Annotated in this window: 14 protein-coding genes; 7 read left to right on the forward strand and 7 right to left on the reverse strand. The window is 52.3% G+C overall.

Annotated features, from left to right (window positions below; all coding sequences use genetic code 11):
- Window positions 1-8: 8 nt before the first annotated feature.
- Window positions 9-2,516, reverse strand: a complete 2,508-nt coding sequence (locus PKO01S_RS18820; protein WP_127532988.1) for a UvrD-helicase domain-containing protein — start codon at window positions 2,514-2,516, stop codon at window positions 9-11.
- A gap of 600 nt (window positions 2,517-3,116) precedes the next feature.
- Here PKO01S_RS18820 and PKO01S_RS18825 point away from each other — a divergent pair.
- Window positions 3,117-4,886 carry an ABC transporter ATP-binding protein gene (locus PKO01S_RS18825; RefSeq protein WP_127532989.1) on the forward strand — a complete coding sequence of 590 codons (1,770 nt, stop codon included), beginning with the start codon at window positions 3,117-3,119 and terminating at the stop codon, window positions 4,884-4,886.
- Complete coding sequence (locus tag PKO01S_RS18830) at window positions 4,879-6,654, forward strand: ABC transporter ATP-binding protein (RefSeq protein ID WP_127532990.1); 1,776 nt, start codon at window positions 4,879-4,881, stop codon at window positions 6,652-6,654. The genes PKO01S_RS18825 and PKO01S_RS18830 overlap by 8 nt, the downstream gene beginning before the upstream one ends.
- A gap of 392 nt (window positions 6,655-7,046) precedes the next feature.
- Here the strand turns inward: PKO01S_RS18830 and PKO01S_RS18835 are convergent, their stop codons facing one another.
- Complete coding sequence (locus PKO01S_RS18835) at window positions 7,047-7,832, reverse strand: TatD family hydrolase (protein ID WP_127532991.1); 786 nt, start codon at window positions 7,830-7,832, stop codon at window positions 7,047-7,049.
- A 175-nt stretch (window positions 7,833-8,007) separates the two neighbouring features.
- On the reverse strand, window positions 8,008-8,859 hold the full coding sequence (locus PKO01S_RS18840) for a stalk domain-containing protein (protein WP_127532992.1): 852 nt from the start codon (window positions 8,857-8,859) through the stop codon (window positions 8,008-8,010).
- Between the two features lie 293 nt (window positions 8,860-9,152).
- Here PKO01S_RS18840 and PKO01S_RS18845 point away from each other — a divergent pair, with 293 nt between their 5' ends.
- Entirely contained in the window at window positions 9,153-9,683 is a 531-nt protein-coding gene (locus PKO01S_RS18845; RefSeq protein ID WP_174818594.1) for a GrpB family protein, read from the forward strand.
- Between the two features lie 39 nt (window positions 9,684-9,722).
- On the opposite strand, the gene PKO01S_RS18850 is transcribed toward PKO01S_RS18845, so the two are convergent.
- Complete coding sequence (locus PKO01S_RS18850) at window positions 9,723-10,544, reverse strand: DUF4097 family beta strand repeat-containing protein (protein WP_164779671.1); 822 nt, start codon at window positions 10,542-10,544, stop codon at window positions 9,723-9,725.
- Window positions 10,545-10,810: 266 nt separating this feature from the next.
- On the opposite strand from PKO01S_RS18850, the gene PKO01S_RS18855 reads away from it, so the two are divergent.
- The 4 genes from PKO01S_RS18855 (at window position 10,811) to PKO01S_RS18870 (ending at window position 14,360) form a co-directional block, all read left to right on the forward strand.
- On the forward strand, window positions 10,811-12,280 hold the full coding sequence (locus PKO01S_RS18855) for a hypothetical protein (RefSeq protein ID WP_127532995.1): 1,470 nt from the start codon (window positions 10,811-10,813) through the stop codon (window positions 12,278-12,280).
- 40 nt (window positions 12,281-12,320) lie between these two features.
- Window positions 12,321-12,818: a hypothetical protein gene (locus tag PKO01S_RS18860; RefSeq protein ID WP_127532996.1), complete on the forward strand. Its 498-nt coding sequence runs from the start codon at window positions 12,321-12,323 to the stop codon at window positions 12,816-12,818.
- A gap of 171 nt (window positions 12,819-12,989) precedes the next feature.
- Entirely contained in the window at window positions 12,990-14,156 is a 1,167-nt protein-coding gene (locus PKO01S_RS18865) for a glycoside hydrolase family 27 protein (RefSeq protein ID WP_127532997.1), read from the forward strand.
- The gene (locus PKO01S_RS18870; protein WP_127532998.1) at window positions 14,157-14,360 is read left to right on the forward strand and encodes a hypothetical protein; all 204 of its coding nucleotides are present in this window, start codon (window positions 14,157-14,159) and stop codon (window positions 14,358-14,360) included.
- A gap of 159 nt (window positions 14,361-14,519) precedes the next feature.
- Here PKO01S_RS18870 and PKO01S_RS18875 read toward each other — a convergent pair whose 3' ends face one another.
- From PKO01S_RS18875 to PKO01S_RS18885, 3 genes are all read right to left on the reverse strand, one after another.
- Window positions 14,520-15,560, reverse strand: coding sequence for a hypothetical protein (locus PKO01S_RS18875; RefSeq protein ID WP_127532999.1), 1,041 nt, complete (start codon window positions 15,558-15,560; stop codon window positions 14,520-14,522).
- A gap of 78 nt (window positions 15,561-15,638) precedes the next feature.
- Window positions 15,639-17,084 carry a hypothetical protein gene (locus PKO01S_RS18880; protein WP_127533000.1) on the reverse strand — a complete coding sequence of 482 codons (1,446 nt, stop codon included), beginning with the start codon at window positions 17,082-17,084 and terminating at the stop codon, window positions 15,639-15,641.
- A 632-nt stretch (window positions 17,085-17,716) separates the two neighbouring features.
- Window positions 17,717-21,928, reverse strand: coding sequence for a tetratricopeptide repeat protein (locus PKO01S_RS18885; RefSeq protein WP_127533001.1), 4,212 nt, complete (start codon window positions 21,926-21,928; stop codon window positions 17,717-17,719).
- Window positions 21,929-22,104 lie beyond the last annotated feature (176 nt).

Raw genomic sequence — 22,104 nt, forward strand, 5'->3', positions numbered from 1 at the left:
CACCTTATCTATCGCTTACTGCCATAACCGCCGCTTAACTCCTTCAACCGCTGCTGCAGCATCTCCACCCTCTTCACGTCGGACGGATCGCAATTCCTCAATTCCCGCTTGAATGCGTCTCTCGCGAAATCCCGGTCATTAATCTTCAGGAACCGGACTCCCGCGTCATAATGCCGGTGCAAAATATTGTTAAGCACAATGGCAGCCCCCCGCCAATGGCCCTCTGAGTCAAACTGTCTCACCTTATATTCATTCATCGTCTGATTCCAGTAAGAGGCTTCTTCCTTATTCCGCCTTGCAATAGTCATGGCGAATTTCTGCACCGCTTGGAAATCCTCCAGCGCATCCAGACACCGGACGACCTCCCGATTAAGCCCCGCCCGCTCAAAACGATGCCGCGCCGCTTCGTAGTCGCCGTTTTCATACGCGATCCATGCTTCGCACTCGCTGACATACCGCTCGACCTGCTGGTCGCCGCTTGCCCGCTCGAAGCAGTCCAACGCTTGCGTGTACAGCTTCCGCTTCATGAGGCGGACGCCCTCGTTCACCCAATCCGTCGCCCGCTCCTTCTCATCGGATGCGGCCGCTCCAACCGCAGACTCATGCTCCAGTGCCACATTGTTATCTAGATAAGAGCCGAACGCAGGCAAGTTCCAGAAGCCCGAAGGCATACGGTCATAAATATAGACGACATGGCTGGCTCGGGTCACCGCCACATACAGCATATTAAGCTCGCTGCTAAGCTTCCTCTGAATGCGCAAATCGCTCGTTATCCGGTATGTTTGGCCAAGCCCCATCTGCCGGGTTGTCGTATTCCAGAACTCATGCTCCTCACTGTCCTGCCGGAAGAAGTCCCAGATCATAACCCGCTCGAACTCCAGCCCCTTCACTTGGACAATGCTAAAGATAAGCGGCGACAGCCCGTACGTCGTCCGGAAGTAATGACGAAGCTCGTTCCTTTCCTCCTCTGTTCGAACGATGATCGCTTGGTGAGGACCGAACGAGTGAACAAAGTGCCCCATCTCTTGCTCCGCCATTCCAGAGTAGTAGCGCGGCTTATCTCCTTGGATAAAACTAATGGACGGCTTGGCTTTAATTTTCCGGTCGGTCAAGTCGCGTTCCATCCCATTAATAACGCCGGCCAGATCGATAATGGAGCCGACGCTTCGGTAATTGAACGACAGATGAAGCAGCTCGGGCGGACGGTGCTTGAAGCATTGGGTGAACAAGTCATTGATGTTCGCCCATCGGAAGCCGCTATGATGCAGAATCTGTTGGTCATCGCCAGTCAGGAACAGCCTCGCCGCATTCTCATTCACCATCGTGTGCAGCAACCGGATATGAAGCAGCGTCAAATCCTGCACTTCGTCGCAGAAGACGTAATCGTACGTCTCGTGATTCGATTGGATCGATTGATACAGCAGATCCTGCTCATCGACCTTGAACTCATCCTCCAGCTGTTTCTGGTAGTTGCGGAAATGTTCGTACGCCGCTTTCCGCTTATCGAAGAAGTTCGGTGCTTGATCCCGTGACAGCTTCATATATTGCGGCTCCGGCAGAATGTATCCATCGAACGCTCTTCCGCCTTTAATGATGCCTCTGATCTCTTCCCACATCATTAATGCAGGGAATTCGTTCATGATCCGGTTCGATCTCGCATACTTGCCGTACGTATGAAGAAATCTCTCACGCTTAACGACGTCCTGAGACTTATCGTACCGGCGCTCTTGAACGAGCTGATCGAACGTTTTGAAATAGGTGTTACGCTTGTATAGCTCCTCGTCATCGAGCCCCGCCACTAGTTCACGGAACATTTTGCCGGCTTCGTCGCATAGATCTTTCGTATACGTCACATATAACTTCTTCTGTGCAGCATCCGTCTCCAGCAGCTTGTGAATCATAATCGTCGTCTTCCCGCTGCCCGCCGTTCCTCCCAGCAGAATCGGCAGGGGAGCTTCCGCGTAGCTGCGCTGCTCCGGACTTAGGCTGAGCTTGAACCTCACATATTCGTTCCCGGCCATTTCTTTCGACTGCATCAGGCGGATCACGGAGTCCTCATCCAGCTCGTACGACTTCAACTGATTGAGATAGCAGTAGAAGAGATCCTGCTCTTCCGTCCAGACCGGCTGCGTCTCGCTTACAAGCTCATCCAAGGAGCATGACTTCGGCTTCTCCTCTTCGTACCGTTCCGGGGTGTACTCTTCCTGCAGCAGCACGCTAGCCGTCCGAATGACATCGTCATGCTCAACCTCGAAATGGAAGATCAAGAGCGCCGCTTTCCTGTTCGTCTCCCGGTTCTTCACGATCGTGAAGAGCATTCTTCTCGCCCGGTCTGCTCTTGCTTCATATATGGTTCTCGCCCGGTTAATCGAGCGAAGCTTCTTCACTCTGGTTCCGTTGCCCCAGTCTCCGTTACGGAGCCTCTCCAATCGGACCGAAAGTTGATCGAACCGGTCCCTGGGCATCCCTTGAAGCTCTTCATTCGCCGAATCGGTAAAATAAATCTCGTACTTCATCCCATCACCCAATCCCCACGCTCGAATCCTTCGATCCCTCGATATAAACCTATAGATGCACGACTATCGACCAAGTTCTCGCCACCACATAAGACCATCTTACTATTAGGAAAGCGTTTGAGAAATCGTTCCAACCCAAATTTAAGACAAACCTTAGCCATTGGTAATGAAAGTTATTTTCCATATTTAGAAAACGCCAACGAACAGGTTTCACGTCCGCTGGCCCCGTCCTGAATTACCATTTACATCCTCTCCATGCCCAGGTCCGCTGTAATGGATTTCATCCAAGCTCACGCTGCGTTCCGCATCATTTTCCCATTAAATAGATAATCCTCTAAGGACTAAAAATAATGACTGCCGCACCTAAACAAAAGATTCAAGCATAGGGCGAGAACGGAAGCAATTCCGACCCAGAACGCGAAAAACTTAGGTTGCCCCGCGCTGAATCCCCTCCTTCGAACTATATGCCTCCCTATCCGCCGTGCTTGCGAATTCGCTCCGCTAGCTTCCATTGTAAGCGTGTTATAATCCTCATAGTTTCGGAAATGGGAGCATCTCCCGAAACTAGATAATCGACAACCTACAGAAGCTGGTGATCAGATGTTTCAACTGAAGTGGCTTTGGCACAATTTGAAAGGGGATCGGGTACGCTACATACTCGCGTTAATTCTATCGGTGGCAGGCTCCTCGCTTACCATCATCAATCCGTACATCGGCCAACGTATCGTCGATACGTTCATCACAGGCGATAACGCGGCTCAAAATCTAACCGATGAGCGTTCGCTGCTGATCGGCTTATGCTTCGGCATGGTCGGCTTTACGCTGCTGCGTACAGGGATGGCTTACTTCACGACTCTCCTGTATGAACGGGCCTCGCAGAACATGCTGTACCGGGTCCGGATTTTCTTGTACAACAAAATCCAAGGCCAGGATATGCAATATTACGACCGCAACCGTACGGGCGATCTGATGACGAAGATGACCGGCGACTTGGATATGGTGCGGCACACGATGGCGTGGATCATTAAGACGATTATCGAGTCGCTGACGATCTTCATCGCAGCCGTCGTCTACTTCTTCTATATTGATGCCGAGCTGACTTGGTGGCTGCTGATTCTGGCCCCTCCGATCTTCATCGTGGCGTTCATCTTCGCTAGACGCGTCCGTCCGATGTATGGCGACCTGCGGGAGAAGCTGTCGCAGCTGAATACGGTCACGCAGGAAAATATCGCAGGCAACCGAGTCGTGAAAGCGTTCGCTCGCGAAGAGTTCGAAGTAGAGAAATTCGGCGAGAAGAACGTCAACTATTCCAAGGCCAATAAGGCCGCGGCTATGGTATGGCTCGATTACTTCCCTTATCTGGAGACGTTCGCGCAAGCGTTCTTCGTCATTCTGATGCTGGCGGGCGGCTTCCTCATCATGGACGGGCGAATCACCTTCGGCGAATTCTCCGCCTTCTCCGCCTTGATCTGGGGACTGGCCAACCCGATGCGCACCATCGGCATCATTATCAATGACATTCAACGTTTCTTCGCCAGCCTGAACAAAATCGTCGACGTCTACTACGCCGAACCGCGTATCGTCAACGAGCATAAGGGCAACGAGAAACGCCGTTATGAAGGACGCATTGAATTCGATAACGTCAGCTTCAAATACGACAACGCTGTCGTGCTCGAGAATATCAGCTTCTCCGTCGAGCCCGGCGAGACGATCGCGATTATGGGGGCGACAGGCTCGGGCAAGACATCGCTCATCAACCTGATCCCTCGCTTCTACGATGTGTCGAAGGGCCGCGTCATCGTGGACGGCACCGACGTCCGCAAGCTGGAGATCGATGAGCTGCGCGGCAACATCGGCGTCGCGACGCAGGATGTTCTGCTGTTCTCCGATACGATTGACGGCAATATCGCTTACGGCGATCCGGATATGCCGGAGGAGGATGTAGAGAACTTCGCCAAGCTCGCAGCCGCTCACGACTTTATTCGTAAAATGCCGGATGGCTACAACACGATCGTCGGCGAACGCGGCGTCGGCTTGTCCGGCGGCCAGAAGCAGCGTATCGCGCTCTCCCGGGCAATGGCTGTGAAGCCTCCGATCCTCATTCTGGACGACACGACTTCCGCCGTCGACAATGAGACGGAAGAGCATATTCAGAAGAGCTTGCGGGAGCTCGACTTCACGTGCACGAAGATCATTATCGCGCAGCGCGTATCGACGACGGCCGAAGCCGACCGTATTCTTATTCTGGATAACGGACGCGTCATCGAGGAAGGCACCCATGCCGAGCTGCTGAAGAAGCGCGGTTATTATTACGAAGTATTCAAGCTGCAGAACGAAGGCATCGGAAGGCAGGCGACTACCCATGGCTAGAAATAAATTCGACATCGACGAGAATTTGGAGTCTCCTTTCGATATAAGACACTTCAAGCGCGCGCTCGTCTACATCCGGAAGCAGCAGAAGCCGATGATCATCGCGTTCATCCTGAGCGCGCTCTCGGCAGGCATCGGTCTCTCGGCGCCGCTTATCATGCAGCATGTCGTCGACGTGACGATTCCGGCGAAAGACAAATCCGGGCTGATCGGCTGGTCCGCGCTTACGCTCGCCACGATCGTCGTCAGCGTCATTCTGGCGACGATTCGCTCGCGCATCATGACGCGCGTCGGCCAGGATATTATTTTCGAGATTCGGACGGACTTGTTCAAGCACTTGCAGAAGCTTCCGTTCCAGTACTATGATGACCGGCCGCAGGGCAAAATTCTGATCCGGGTCGTCAACTACGTCAACTCCGTATCCGACGTGTTGTCCAACGGTATTATCAACTTTATTCTCGAAATCTTGAACTTGATCTTCATCGCGATCTTCATGTTCGCGGTCGATGTGAGATTGTCGTTCGTCATTCTCGGAGGTCTGCCGATCTTCATGGGCGTCATCATGCTCCTTAAGACGAGACAGCGCCGGGCATGGCAAGCCGTATCCAATAAGAGCTCGAACTTGAACGCCTACATGCAGGAAAGCATCAGCGGCATTCGCGTCACTCAAATTTTCACCCGCGAGAAGCGCAATGAAGGCATCTTCACCCGCCTCGCCGGCAACTACCGCAGCACGTGGATGCAGACGATGTACTTGAACTTCCTCATCCCGTTCTCGGTCGATAACCTGAGTACGCTCGTCGTCACGGCGATCTATGTCGTCGGACTGCTCGGAATGGGGCCGGAAGGCGTAACGATCGGCGTCATTCTCGCCATGGGCAACTATGCTTGGCGCTTCTGGCAGCCGGTGCTCAACTTGTCGAACATTTATAACAGCTTCATCAACGCCGTCTCCTATCTCGAGCGTATCTTCGAGACGCTGGACGAGCCGGTAACGGTCAGCGACGTGCCGAACGCACGGGAACTGCCGCAGATCCAAGGCCGCGTCACGTTCGACGATGTGACGTTCGCTTACGATCCAGGTATCAACGTCCTCGAGAACCTGTCGTTCGACATCAAGCCGGGCGAGAGCATCGCGCTTGTCGGACCGACGGGCGCCGGCAAAACGACGGTCGTCAACCTGATCTCCCGCTTCTATAACATTACTGGCGGCAGCATTCGGATTGACGGCCACGACATCGGGGAAGTGAAGCTGGAGTCGCTGCGCAGCCAGATGGGCATTATGCTGCAGGACAGCTTTATTTTCTCCGGGACGATCATGGACAATATCCGCTACGGCCGGCTGGATGCGACGGAAGAAGAGATCATTGCCGCTGCCAAAACCGTCTGCGCCGACGAGTTCATTCGCGAATTCGAGGACGGCTACATGACGGAGGTCAACGAGCGCGGCTCGAAGCTGTCCCAAGGCCAGCGGCAGCTCATCTCGTTCGCCCGCACGCTGCTCGCTAATCCGCGCATCCTCATTCTGGACGAAGCAACTTCGTCCATCGATGCCCGGACCGAGCGCCTGCTGCAGAAAGGCTTGAACGAGCTGCTCAAGGGTCGCACCTCGTTCATTATCGCGCACCGTCTCTCGACGGTGAAGAACTGCGACCGCATCATGTACGTCGCTGACAAAGGCATCGCCGAATCCGGCTCGCATGACGAGCTGATCGCGAAGCGCGGCCGCTACCACAAGCTGTACACCGCTCAGAAGATGGAGGCTTAGGCTTCCTTGCGTTAATGGCACAAGCCCCCGATCTCTGTTGAGATTCGGGGGCTTGTTGCTCTTCCTATTACATTCAGCAGCATGGTCACATGGTCAGACACTTCTTTCGCTAATCTTGGATTGGTTCCTGTATAATGTGCAGCCATTTCATTTCAGGATGTCTCTGGACGCATCAAGCCTGCATATTGTGCAGACTTTTCATGCGTTAATTCCGATATAAAGCTCGAACTGACCCCAATTCCTGTACAATCTGCAGTATCTTCTGCTCCGGATGCTCTCATGGCGCCAAATGCCTGCACATACTGCATGCTTTAAGAGTCGTTTGCTATTAAAAAAAGCACCAGCACCGGACACGGAAGCCCGGCGCTTGTGCTTTTCGCTTGTCTGCAACCTTATATCCTGAAAAAAGCCTTCGCCGTCTCCGTCGTCGCCTGTGCGATCTCATCCGCCGGCTTGCCGATGCAACGTGCGACAGCGTTCAGAATATGCGGCAGGAACGCCGGCTCGTTCCGTCCTTCCGCCGGCTTCTCTTTCAAATCCCGCGGCGTCAGGAACGGCGCATCCGTCTCGATCATGAGCCGGTCCAGCGGAATGATGCGGACCAGGTCCCGCAGATGCTTGCCTCTTCGCTCATCGCAGATCCAGCCGGTAATGCCGATATGATAGCCTAGATCGAGATAAGCTTTCAGCTCCGCATAAGAACCCGTAAAGCAATGGACGACCGCATGCCGGACGTCATGCTCCTTCAGAATGGCCGTAAAGTCCGTAAAAGCTTCCCGCTCATGCAGGAACAGCGGCATGTCCAGATCCTGCGCCAAGCGGATCTGCTCGGCGAACCACTTGCGCTGCACGTCCCTCGGCGAGAAATCCCGGTTATAGTCGAGACCGCATTCCCCGATCGCAACGACCTGTTGCTGCGCAGCGAGCTGTCTTAGTTTCGTGATCGTATCCTCGGTGCAGCTCTTCGCATCATGAGGATGTACCCCTGCAGTAGCGTACAGCTTGCCTGGATAACGGCTGGCATAGCGGGCAGCATCCTGACTGTTCCGCAGGCTCGTCCCGGTAATAATGAGCGGTGAGACCTGATTCTCAAGAGCCCGCTCGACCACCTGCTCGCGGTCCTGGTGGAACGAACGGTGCATCAGATTGACGCCGATATCGACGATTGGCGTTGGCATATTAGTCGACCCTCCTAATGGGGATATTCATATGATAATTGGAAAATATGTACTCCCACTGACTGTAACATATCGCCTGGTCGCAAATCTATCATCCGTTACATTCCGCAAGCAACGGGAAAGGACCCGATCCGAAGATCAGGTCCTTTCTATTACTGGAATACTTGTCTGCGAATTAATAGAAATTAACCGACGACAGGTAGTACTGATTCGTTTCTTCATTCAAATTAACGAAGAAATAAATGCCGATCTGTCCATGGTGATTAGCGCCTTCAACATCCACGAAGTATTCGAAATCGCGGCTATATTTACCGTCCATGTAGTCCGAGTCATCGTTGAAGTTTAATGCTTTCGCTTTATTAATAGCGCTGTTCGCGATAGGGGTCGTGATGGTAGCATCGTAGCTGTCACGGTAACCTTCGATGGACTTGTTAAACTCTTTCAACGAATCCTCGTAGTAATAGTTGCCGTATTCGCTTTTACCTACGTTCGCTTTCAACCACGTATCCATTTTATCGTCCTTGCCTGTTTTTAATGCATCAGCATAGACTTGAATTAAGTAGGAAGCAATAGGCTTCAACGTTTCATAGATATCTGCGGATTTCGCATCTGCGCTTATCTGCGGGAAGCTTGTCGCTCCCGTGCTGACCGTTGCTCCATCATTGGATGAAGACGACGAGGACGACGTGCCCGCATCTTTCGTCGGGATTGCGGCACTATCATCGCTGCCCGCCGATGTAATGTCTACGCTGCTCGTCGAGCCGTTCCACGCTACCGAACCGCCGAGTGCTTCCATAACAGGTGCAGCTGGAATATAGGTACGGCCGTTGTACACGATTGGATACAACTGCTCTTTGCCGTCGGCGAGATTGACTTTCGTGCCGTCAACTTTAATCGAGATGCCGGCATTCTGATACGCTTGAATTTTCTTTACGGTCGAACCCGCATACGCCACAGCGCCGATGGACGTCAGCACAGCCGTAGCCGTTACTGCGATCATGACTTTCTTGTTGAACCATTGTTTCATTAGACTTTACCCCTATTCTGTACGTTATTATGATGTCTCATGGCATAATGAGAAGAAGCTGTTGCGTGTTCCAATTACCCACAAGATAAATCCTCGCTAGAAGATTTAAATCTATGCAAAAATGATTATCCAATAGATACAAAATCTACTATAGCAGGTTATGTCATAATTTGTAACAGTTTTCCGCAGAATAATTGAGTATTACAGTCTATTAACAACGTTATTTTATCAAACTTTTAGACTATTATTTTATGAAGGAACCCTATTTCCATCACAGAAAGGATGAACCGATTTTGGAGAAACCCGTAGTCATTGAGTGCTTTAACGAAGATTGGGCTGGCGAATACAAACGGGAGGAAGGACTCATTAAGGGAGTGCTGGCGGAGACGGCAATCGCAATCGAACATATCGGAAGCACGTCCGTGCCAGGGTTAGGAGCTAAACCGATTATCGACACGATGGCCGGTGTCCGTCATTTGGATGCAGCCGATCGATTCATAGAGCCATTGTCTCAGCTCGGCTATGAGCATGTCTATCATGCCGATTTTCCGAACCGGAGGTTTTTTCGCAAAGGCCAATGGAGGGCAGGCACGCACCACTTGCATATCTACACCTATGGTAGCGAGGAGTGGAACAACCAACTATTATTCCGTGATTATCTGATCGCCCATCCGGATGTGCGTGAACAGTACAATCAGTTGAAACTAGCATTAGCAGACGCACACCGCAACGACAGGACGTCTTATACGAATGCCAAACACCCGTTCATTACCGATGTGATTCGAAGAGCCCAGGCCGAGAAGGCCCCTGCAAAAGGAGGCTGACACCTCAATTCTCGTGTCAGCCCCCTATTACATACCATTCTACCGAGCCATGACGACTTGAATTGAACCGACCTCCACGTCAGCCTCTAAGCTGGAGCCGCCCGGGCCGAACGCGCCTTCCTTGCGGTTCGCGGAGTCTACGTCATACGTTATATGATCCACCGCTGCCGTTACCGATCCGACTTTCGAATGCAGGTTAACCGAGCCTGCGGCCGGGGATTCATCCAGCGTAATGTGAATGTTGCCGACTTCCGATTGTGCCGTCAAATTGTGATCCATCTTGTAGCCGTCGACCTTAATCTCACCTGTCGTAACATGGAGCTTCATCTCGCCGATAATTCCGCTTGTCTCAATGCTTCCGGCGTTCACCTCGATGTCGAAGCTCTTCGCCTGAATGCCGCTTGCCTTCACCGTACCGAATGCCGTACTTACCGAGCAATGCTCATACGCTTTGCCAGGGAGCTTAATGACCAGCTTCCGTTCGCCCCGGCCCGATTTATTGGCGTTCCACTTCTTGTCTTCATGAACGTTCACCCGCAGCTCCCGGTCCTTCACCTGGGCATCGAACGTTATTTGCTTCTCGACCGCTTGGTCCGTTACGAGCTCAATCTCGGCGGAGTTGCCGGCTGCAGGCTCTACAATGATGCCCATCGCCTCCGCATCTACCACGATGGAGTCGAATTCGTCCGCCTTCACCGACTCCGTCCGCGTAGTCGTCACGCCCGATCCCGACCCTTGACCGATTGTCGCTTTCTCGGTATCCTTCACTATCGTGTCAACGGAGCCGGAAGAACACCCTGCTAATGCCACCGCTAGAAGCAAGCTCGAAATCATCACGCTATACTTATGAACAAGACTCATCATTATCTCTCCTCATCGTTTCTTGTTCCATCATAATTCCTTCCTCATTCTTCCATAACGGACCATAGACGGTACTCTATCCTAGACTTTAGTCGATGGAGTACATGCGCCGCGTCATTAGACTCCCGTTCAAAATAGAAATGCAAGTTATGATTTAAATAATTTAAATAGGCCCAAACACCTATACTCATTCGCTATATTTCGACTTACAAACCTCCAAATTTGTGAAAGAATAGAGAACCTTCTACCAAATAAGGGGGATTATGATGTCTGTCAATCTTAACAAAAAGCTGTTAATTGCGTTATTAACATGTGCAATCGCAACGGGAGGAACGGCGGTAACGGCCGCGGACTCAACCAATGCCAATGAAGTGCAGCCGACCGAAACTAAACAGCCGGAAGCGGCAGCAGCTTCCGCAGGCAAAGCGTTGAAGAACGCTGACAAGTTGAACACGAAAGAGATATTGAAAGTAGCCCTTTACCACATCAAGCATTATTTGAAGGACGATGTTCAGACACAAGGCAAGAAGCTCTCGGCGTCGGACGATCTATTGCCGCTGTATGACTTCGAAGGCAACCTGTTCGCCTATATGGTTCCTCTTCTTGAAGCCAAGAAGGAAATCGGTTTCATCACGGTAGGCGCCCTAACCGATGGTTACGACGTCTATTCCGTACGGATCGAAGACAATGCTGTTTCCACAATTCGCGAGCAGCTCGCGGCGGCACTTGCGAACGGCGCGTCCGAGGCTACCGTCGTCTTCCTTCCTCCTTATCAATACTTTGTCAAAGCCGTGCAGCCGAGCGGCGAGCAATACACCGATCTCACGCAGCCGAAAGCAGCGAAAGACGTAACCCAGCGAGTGCTTAAGAACAAGGCAGCGCTTCGCAGCGGCTATGAGTTCATCCGCAATGCCGAGAACGAGAAGCATTTGAGCAACATTTTGAACACTCCCGACACCGACGCCGATACCGATACCGCCGCCAATGCGGATACCGCTTCTGATCCCGTCGCTGCCGTCTCGGCACTGGGCGCTTCTTCTGCGCTGTCCAGCTCGACCGTCATGGCCGTAGCCGCTGCGACGGTGACGAAGGAAGACATCGCTTTATCGTCGGAACGCAACTATTCGCAGTTCGTGCCCGTTGAATATAAAACAGGGGTATACAGCTATGGCGGCGATCAAGGCTGGTACGCGAAGAGCTCCCAGCAGGACAACGGCTGCGGCCCCGTTGCAGCCGCGAACATTACGAACTATATGGCGACGGTAACCAACTCGACTAAGTACGGCAAGATGTACACCGGCAGCACACTTTCCTATTCCAACTTCCTTGCTCATATGAACACGATGTACACGAAGATCGATCCGGGCTGGCTCGGCGAATTGTCCATCTGGGATTTCGCAGACAAAGTCGAATCGTATGCCAAGGATAAAGGCGTAACGCTCAAGCGTGTAACGAGCAGCGCTTCCTTCACCCTGGACAACACGGCGAATTATATTAAGGCCGGTCTTAACTCCAATGTTCCAGTGGGCACGCTCAATCTGTCCATGTTCTCCGATTACGAGTATGAATGGCACTGGATGACCATTACGAAATATTACCGCGACGTGAACGACAACCGCTGGATCGCCGTTTCGACTTGGGGCCGCAGAGAAAGCATCAATTATCAGACGCACTTCGACGCCATGAAAGCATTCGAAGGCATTGTCGGCGCGCCGGGGCTGATCTACTTCTCCTAGCCCGCGGTTCGTCGCTTCATCTTCTAAGGAGGCTCTGCTAATGCGTAACGCCATTGTCCTCTTGATGGCCTGCTGCTTGCTTCTTATTGCCGGCTGCTCCCGCCCTTCCGCCATCCGGACGGATGAAACGAAAGTGTTCCAGAACGACATGCTGTCTCGGTACTCTGCCGTGAAGAAGCTGACGATACAATCCGAAGATACGGGCTTATCGTTCCGGTATGTCATGGACGGCAGCAATGCCGAGCAAGCAGCCATATTCGAGGAAACGCGCAAGTTCTTCCTCAGCGAGACGGTGCAGACGAAGATCGTGAAGGAGCGCTTTGCCGATAAGCATGCTTCGCGCACCTTTCCTTACCCCGATGTCGAGATCGTCTTCTCGCTGCACGACAAGGATACGGCCGATTACAAGTACACATCCGGCTATTACGGTTCGAACACGGATCCAAGCGTCATCGACGGCTATCGGACCTGGTATTACTTCGAGGGCGATAAGCCTGGGGTGAAGCTGGAGGATACGGATACGCCGGAAGCTAAATAAGTTTTATGAAATGCAGCACCTTGGGTGCTGCATTTTTATTTGGGGGAGTATACCGAAACAACAAATATCCATATCCACGCAACATCAATCTATAGGCAGGCCATAGAACAATATGATGTAATAGTTTAATAATGCTATTGATTAAGGCTTATGAAAGGATGAATCATTAGAATGGAAAGTCATACGCAGCTCGGCCTAATGCCCGCTATGGGGTGGAACTCCTGGAACACTTTTACTTGGGATATTAATGAACAGCTCATTCGCGACGTAGCGGATCTCTTCGTCTCCGAAGGATACAAGGATGCTGGATATGAATACATCGTTATCGATGACTGCTGGAGTCTCAAAGAGCGGGATTCGAACGGAAATTTGGTTGCCGATCCGGCTAAATTCCCAAGTGGAATGAAAGCGCTCGCAGATTATATCCATGGGAAAGGGTTAAAATTCGGCATGTACTCGTGCGTGGGCACCCACACCTGTGCCGGCTATCCGGGCAGCTTCGAGCACGAATTCCAGGATGCCCAGCAATTCGCGGAATGGGGCGTCGATTATTTAAAATACGATTATTGCTTTAAACCTCGGAACATGTCCGGAGAGCTGCTCTATAAACGGATGAGCCTAGCGCTGAAGAACAGCGGAAGGGACATCCTCTTCTCTGCGTGCAATTGGGGAGAAGACAATGTGTATCAATGGATTCGGGAATCAGGCGCTCATATGTACCGGTCCACGGGGGATATTCGGGATTTCTGGGATTCCGTCAAGAGCTTGGCGATTTCACAATTGGATAAAGGCTGCTACACCGGTTCCTTCTGCCACAACGATATGGACATGCTCATTGTCGGCATGTACGGCGGAAGCAACAACGATTATATTGGAAGCAAAATCGGCGGCTGCAGCGACACCGAATATAAAACGCACTTCTCGTTGTGGAGCATGATGGGCTCCCCTCTGATGATCGGCTGCGATATTCGAAGCGCCAACCAGCCAACGAAGGACATTCTGATGAACCCTGATCTCATCGCGATCAATCAAGATATCGAAGCCCGCGGCGCTTATCGCATTAAGCCGGAGCCGCAATGGTTCCATACGGATGATGTCTTCATGCTCGTGAAAGTGCTGACAGACGGCGACGTCGCCATCGGCTTCTTCAACCTGAGCGACGATCAACGCGAAATATCGCTCCAATTCTGGGACATCGGCCTTCCTTATGCTTCCGGATACTCGTTGTCACTCTATGATTGCTGGGCGCATCAAGAGCTTGGCGTGTTCAAGGAGCGTTTCTCTCCTGTCGTGCCAGCTCACGATTGTCTGGTTGTACGGGCCAAGCTGGTCAAATAAATGGGCGGCAACCGAACTTGCATGCAATGCGGCACCTCGCTCGTAACGGACGATATTGCCATCTATATGAAGCTGGTCTCAAGAACGGCTCAGCGTTACAAATGTATCGATTGCCTCGGCGAACAGCTCAATTGCGGACGCGAACCTATCGAGAAATTAATCCGCTATTTCAGGGAATCGGGAATTTGCGTGCTGTTCCGTTAATGCTGCGGGGAGTATGTCTATGAACGACTAAGAGGGGCAGCCCCAAAGTCATTGGACTTTGGGGCTGCCCCTGTGTCGTTGTCGGTTAAGCAAGCTGTCACACCAAGCGAGCGGATCTATTTTCGAGACAGCCACTTCCTATTAATTCCAATTCATTGCCTACGGAACAAAAACAAACTTGCCATCCTTAATCTCCACATGCAGCTTGTCATCGGCAGCCTTGACGAGATAGAAGCGGCTTGCTTGCTCCAACGATTGCTCCTCGCCATCGATTAGAATCGACGGCGGGAATTCAACGGACAGGCCATTATGAACAATGGGCTTGCTTATGGAATCGGACATTGCCTCCATAATATCCAGCTCTGCCATATCCGGGTCCAGCACTTGCAATACGCTTGTCATTAAGGAGGAGAACAGGATGATCGGTCCGAAATCGGAAAACGACGACATCTGAGACGCATCCAACAGATAGAACATCGCTCGAATCGTACCGTCTTCATTCCGTATCCCTTGCGCAATGACGCCGGTGTATTCTTGTTTGCCGGAATAGAACTTGATCGCAAAGCCTTCCTCGCCCTTCTTAACGGCCTTCGCTTTCATATTCAGATCATTATGCTTCAACGCCTTGTTAAGCTTATCGACGAAAGACTTCTCCTTAACCTCCAGCGTGAACTTGCTTGCTTCTGCAATCTGGGCCTCTTCCTTCTGCTCGGCTAGTTGCTCTTCCTCTTTCTGCTGCGCTTCTTGCGCTGCGGCCAGCTTAGCGGCCTCTGCCTTCAGTTGCTTCTCCTCTTGCTCCTTCAGCTTGGCAGCCGCTTCTTGCTCCGCTTGCTCTTTCTCTTCCTTCTCTTTCTGGGCGGCTCGTTCTTTCTCTTCCTTCTCTTGCTCCGCCTGACGGGCGGCCTGTTCTTGCTCTTCCTTCTCATTCTTCAGCCGCTTCGCTTCTACCGCGGCCGCTTTCTTCTCCGCCTGCTTGGCGTCATAGGCTTTCATCTCTTCAGGCGTCATCTTCGGAAGCGCGAACAGGAACCCGATAATTAGAGCAAGAAACAGGACGCCATATAGGAGAAGAGCCCGCTTCCTTGTGTGCTTCTTCATTCGCTTCGGCAGCACAAGCCTAGGCTTAATAAGTCCTATGAATAATGCGATGACGCTAATGCCTGATAAACCAAGCAACAACAATGCAGCAAATGCTCTCACTTCTATTCTCCCTTTGCTCGATCAGCCATTCTATTGGTGCCTTGCCTTGCCTTGCCATGCCGTAATATTGATCTTATCTTATCGCCGCACGCCCGCTAACCCGGAGAGTGCCTCATTCAACAATTCGCACAGCTGTATCTTCGACTCGTTAGAGCTAAGAAGCGTCGGATCAACCTTGTAGTTGTTGACATAAAGCTCCTTGGTCAGCATGCCGCGAATCTCGATCGAATGGATATCGCTCCAACGGAAGCGTACTCCCTGCGCCATCATGTTGCGTACATAGAGCGCTTCCGAGGACAGCAGCAGCCCTTGCTTGGCGCTCCCGAAAGCCGTATCGTCGAACAAAATTAACGGAATTTCTCCCGGCTGAAGAGAGGCGTAAGATGTGCAGGCGCTTTGGAACTTTTTATCGCTCTTCGGTCCATCCCCATACAAGAACAGATTGCGCGCCAGATCGTTGCTAAGAATGCTCTTCTCCAGCAAGGACCGGGCAAAATCCGCATGACTGAAGCCTCCGCTCTGCGCTCCCGGCTTCGAATCCTGTTGCACATTCGCCCCGGCAAGATCGTTCCGCGCCCGGTTCAACATCGCACAGAATTTGAGCTTCGCACTGTCCGATGAAAGCATCGTGAGCGAAACCTCGAAGCCATTCACGAACAGCTCCTTGGACATTCCCTTAAGTTCGATTAAACTGACCGCATCATAGGAGAAGCTCTTCGGCTTGGAGAACGGGTTGCGGATGCATATCCGTTGGTTCGTGATCATGCAGCCGTCCTTTGCACTGCCGAACGCGGTATTGTCGTACACGATGAGCGGAATTTCTCCCGGCTGCAGCTGGGCATAGCTCTCAATCGCTTGCTGCATCTTCTTGATCGCCTTCGGATCGTTCGACAATCCGTATACATGCCGGGACCATTCGCTGTCCGCGAACGATGCGAGCAGTCTGCTGCTATACGCTACCGCTTCTTCCTCATTCCCGATGATGACCCGATCTTCCGCCAGAAACTCCTCATAGCTGCCGCTCTCCGAGGTTTGGGCCGCATATGCGAGCAGAGCTACGCAGCAGAACTCGAGCAACTGCTCGACGGCCCGGATATCTTCCGAGTTCAATACCGACCATGTCAGCGAGATCCGCTGTTTATTGACCGTGATATGATTGCTCCCGCACTCGATGTGCTCGACATTCTTCCATGCAATAGTCGAAGCGCCTTTAATATAGAGATGCTTGTCCGTCAGAAGAAATCCGCTTTTTCCCGAGCTCATAATCGAGTTGTCGAACATAAGCAACGGCCGTTCTTGCTCATGTTCAATGAACGCAAAGGTACGCAGCGCGTTATGGAATCTAGCAGACTCTTTCTCCTCGACTGCGGATGGAAAATGTCTCCGCAGCTCCGGACGGAGCAGCATTTTACAATAGTACAACAGCTCCCCTGCATCCAAATCTTCCAGATCATCGCCGTCCATCGTTTCTTGTAGCTGCCGGTAGAAATAATTATCGAACTCTTCCGCCTGCCGAGTTGCCATCTATACATGCCCCCGTTTGCCTTAGTTAGGATGCCCCACCTAGCCGTTATCGGCTGTTATTTTTCCAAAGCTTGCCCCTAAGAGAAGCCCGCTCGGTGAAGTCATAGGAAAAATATACTACATCTTTCGAAGGATCGTCGACAAAATATTCCTATTTATGATTCAATAGTCCCAATATTTTTGTTCGCTGCAGCAAAAAGAAAGAAGACGCAAAGGTTTCCCCTGCGTCTTCTTGGTATGTTCTCTGTCCTTGTGCTCATGCATGAGGCATACTGACTTCCGACATGCGACCGCGCATCCAGTGCGGCAACCGCTGCAAACTTGCAGTTGCTGCTTACCACTCGCTGCTCGCATCGTTATTCCTGAGTCAACGGGATAGTGGAGCAAAGGCCGCCCCTTTCGCATACTGGCTTTCGACATGCGACCACGCACCATCGCGGCAACTGCCGCAAACTTGCAGCTGCTGCTTGCCGCTTACCGCCCGCATCGTTATTCCTGAGCCAAAGGGATAGTGGAGCAAAGGTCGCCCCTTCCGCAACCGGCTCTTTCTCTGCCCCCGCGTCTATCTGCCTGCCCGTCAAACCCTTCTTTCAGCCGTACATCAGCTGCCTTTTCCGGAGTCCACCGCCCGGTCACTTCTTCATGCTAAGCACCCGCTGCAGAATGGCCCGGTTCTGCTTCGCTGTCTCCGCCTCTCGAATATTCCCCCGCTGCAGATGAATCTGCTCAAGTTCGCCATAGATGTCGGAAGCGTCTTTCCATTTCTTATTTTCTTTGGATGCGGAGGCCCACGCTTCATAGATCGAGACGAGCAGATCCGTCTCCTTCTCCTTCTTCGCCAGCTGCGCCGCTGCCTTCCATTTCTTATTGGCGAGATCGTTCTTACCCAAGTAGGACTGAACCGCGGCCAAATTATACATAATAACAAGCAGCTCTTTGCCGCCGGCGGTTCTCGCCGCAATGCTCTCCGCCTCAACTAACTTGCTGCATGCCTCTTGAAGCTTCCGTTGGTCTTGATAGATGGAGGCTAATTCATTGAGCGTAAGCAGCAGCTCCGCCCGCTTCCCGGCTTTGCGAATCATCTTCTCTGCCTTCAGGTATAATGGCAAGGCCAGGTCATATCGATTCTGCTTTCGATGGATAAAAGCCTGATTCACGAGGTTCGTGCGATACGCCTCATTGTTCTTGACGGCATCGAGCACCCTTCCTTCTTCCAAGAACAGTTCAAGTGCTTCACCCCATTGCTGCTTCTTGAACCGATGGCTTGCTGTCGCTTTGACCGCCCGTGCATATACGAAATGATAGGAGGTATCACGGGTCAGCTCTATTACTCTTGCATAAGCTGCCATCGCCTCGTCCACCCGGCTATCCTTCTCGTACAATTCGGCCAAGCTGCACAGACTGGATGCTAGCCCCTCCGTGTTAGAAGACGACTCGCATTGTGCAATGAGGGTGACGAATGTCTCGATTGCCCGATCTTGGTCGCCCAGCCGGGAGTACAGAAAGCCGAGGTTATGAAGAGCAGACGTCATCGTTGCGGCAATATCCAGCTTCTTCGCCAGAGCATAAGCCTCCTCGAATAGAGGCTGCGCCTTCTGATACTCTTCCAGCTTGCTGTAGACGCAGGCCTGCTCGAACACGTTTCTCGCCAGCTCCCGCTCTCTGTCCTTGCCCAACCGGCGAAGCAGCTGCTCGGCCTCCTCCAATTTCTTCAGCGCCTTATGATTCTGTTTGTCCTCGAACAAAATCATGCCTTGCAGCTGGAGAAGGGAACTTAGCAGCTCCTCATTCTTCAAAGCTCTGGCTATCGGTTCGGCTTCGCCCAAGTTCTTGAGCGCCGCGCTCGCTTTATCCGTTTCCCGGAACAGATCGGCTTGGTTCAGCAGAAGCAAAGCTAAGCCGTGACGCTCGTTCGTTCGCCGCACGAGCGCAACCGATTCCGCATAGAGAGCGACGGCAAGTTCAACTTGCTCTTGCTGCCGGTATATAGAGGCCATTTTGCTTAAACTTTTGGACAGCCCGATATAATCGCCCGTTGTCCGGTCCAAATCGGCTGCTTCCCGAAACAGCTCGATCGCCAGTTCAGTTTCCCCTGTATCCTTGTAAACCGAAGCCAAGTTGCCGAGCGTGAGGCTCAGATGGATATGATCCTGAAGCGCTCTCGTTATCCGTACCGCTTCTTTCCAGCACTTAATCGCTTCCTCATAATCCTCGAGCCGTTCCAGGAGCATCGCCTTATTATTGAGCGTACTGGCGAGACTGCGCCGGTCACCAATCTCGGCGCATAACCGTTCCGATTCCTTGTAACAGTCCATCGCATCGGCATCTCGGCCCATATCGCCATACAAGCTCCCGATATTATTAAGCATCGTTGCAAGGGCGTCTATCTCCCCATATTTCCTGGCGATGTACTCCGCTTCCTTGAACAGCTGCAGCGCCTTATCCAAGTCCCCTTGCTGCTGATAAATGACGGCCTGACTGTTGCAGCTGCTAGCCAAGCTTGTTTCATTGTTGCTCCGCTTGGCCTCTGCGGCAGCATCCTTATGCATCTGCAGCGCTTCTTCCACGCGGCCTAACCGGCTGAGAATTTGACCCTTGTTGTTCATAATGGTCGGCGCAGCCGCGGGCTTGCCCGTTTTTCTTAAGATCGATTCCGCCTTCTCATACAGCTCCAGCGCTTTCTCATCCTTCTCCAGATAATAATAGATGCCCGCCTGGTTATTCAGGTAAGCACTCACCTTCACCTGTTCATTCGCTTTCCTCGCTCTATTCTCCAGTTCCTGGTATAGAACAAGAGCTTCCTCATACCTGTGGGTGTCATTAAACAATTTCGTGCAAAGCTCGACCAGCTCGTCGCTCTGATTCTCCCGCTGCGATAACACGGAGCGGTATGCCGCTTGTGCACTGTACGGACCGCTCTTCTCCAGAACGGTCCATTGACGCAGTAGAGCGTAGCTGTCCAGCCGGTTCTGTTTCACTAGAAAGGCCTCTTCTCCCATCAGAAGGTGCAATCGGTCCCACTGGGCGGATGCCATAAGATGCGACGGAAGCTCCCAGATCTTCCGCTCCGTCCAGTCCTCCCCGTCTTTGTTGTCAAAATAATCAGCAAGCGCAGCATGAATGTCCCGCTTCCCGGCTTCCGTCAGCCATAATTGCTCCACCGCATCGCGGACGAAAGGATGCGAGAATCGGATGACGCCCGAGCTTTCGATTAATAAGCTGTCCAGATTGCAGTAGACGGGAGACCATATAGCTGACGGCAGCGGCTTATCCTTCCCGCCCAACAATGCAAGAAGCTCCTGCTCCGTCAGACCGAACCGGGCGCAATGCATGAACTGCAAAGCCCGTTTTACGATATCGCCGTACGATTCATAGAACTTGGATTGCAGCCGCCGCAAGCTTCCCGTAACCAGCTCCTGAATGCTGTCGTGGGCTAAATATCGGTTAAGCTCGTTCTCCAGCTGGCCGAAGTCACCGAATAAGCGCAGCTCATCGAGCAGAAACCGCAAATAGAGCGGATTGCTCGTCGCCTTCTTCTCCAGCACTTTATCCACTTGCTTCGGGTTCAGCTTCTTGCCGTATTGATCGAGGAAATGGTGCATATAAGCTTCCCTCAGAGGGGCGAAAGACTGCTCGTCCAACCGCAGCTCTTGAATAATGAAACCGTCCTGATGGAGCCTGTCATAGGTCGCGTTATCCACTGTCGAGATAATGAGAGAAATATTATAAGGGATCGCCGCAGGGAGCCACGTCAGCCAGACGCCTCCCTCGTATTGCAGCACTTGATCGATGCCATCGATGATGATTGTGACCGGCTCCTTCGTATGCTGCGCGACCGTGAACAATCCGGCTGTAAACTTCGCTTCCACTTCATTCATGGAGGCCGGAAGGTCGAGCTCGATGTTCAAATCCCGGCTTATTCTCCGGAAGAGGAACCGCACGATATTCGCAGGGTCCGCGCTCTCCGGATTAGCCCCGATAAAATGCGCATACGTCCGGGCATGCTCCATCGCCCATTGCGCGAGAAGCGCTGTTTTGCCGGTGCCTGGCTTGCCCACGACAAACAGCGGATAAGGCGAGCGGCTGTCGACGAACTGTTCAATCCGCGCCATTGCCTCCGGCCGGTTAACGAACGCCCGCTGATGGTAGCGGGCGAGCATCTCGTGCTCCAGCTCTTCCCTCGCTAACGGATCAGCTTGTTCGCTTAGCGGGAACAACTCGTCGATCAGCTGCGTTAAGTCATGGAGAAGCTTATCCTTGAGCTCGCTATAGCTGGCATACGACTGCAGCTTAATATGGCCTTTCTCCCGTTCCCCATGAAGACGTTCCTTCAGCGCAGCCAAGCCCGCTTCTCCTGCAGGGTCATCGTCATCCGCAGGTTGACGCTGCGGTGCCGACGCCGAATCTTTGATATAGAAATAAGCATAGGCGGAAGGGCTCGGATCGTTCAGCGCACCATACAGAAACTCGATTTCCGTAATCGATTTGCCCATCCAATCCTGAAGCCATGGCTTCTCTTGCAGCATATCGGGCGGCACTTCATCTTCCTTCAACGTCCAACCGTACCGTTCTCCTAACAACCCGATGAATATCGGCCGGCTGTCGTCGATTCTTCTTAAGCAGATGGGAAGCACCTGACCGCTGTCCTTCTCCTCTTCCGTAATCCCCCATCTCAGGTCGATCTCGCTCCATAATACGCCGCGCTGCTCACAACGCTCGCGAATTTCCGGGAAGACCTCCAGCATCATCATATCCCTCTCGCCATGCATATCTCGAAAGGTCGAGGACACGAATGCCGCTATGCTTCTTCTTCTCTTAATCTGTTCTATTATCTCGGTCGTCATCGTAATCACCTCATATGGAGGATAGGTCCTTCGACTCACTCAAATTATACCATGCGCGCATAAAAATAGAGCGCAGCCTATTCCATAGGCCCGCCCAATCTCTCATTCCTAATCATACTTGCTCTAGAACGCTAAGCCGTTATACCTGTAATGACGCGATTAAGGCCGGCATATTC

This window comes from Paenibacillus kobensis NBRC 15729, assembly GCF_004000825.1.
Taxonomy (GTDB): Bacteria; Bacillota; Bacilli; order Paenibacillales; family Paenibacillaceae; genus Paenibacillus_T; species Paenibacillus_T kobensis.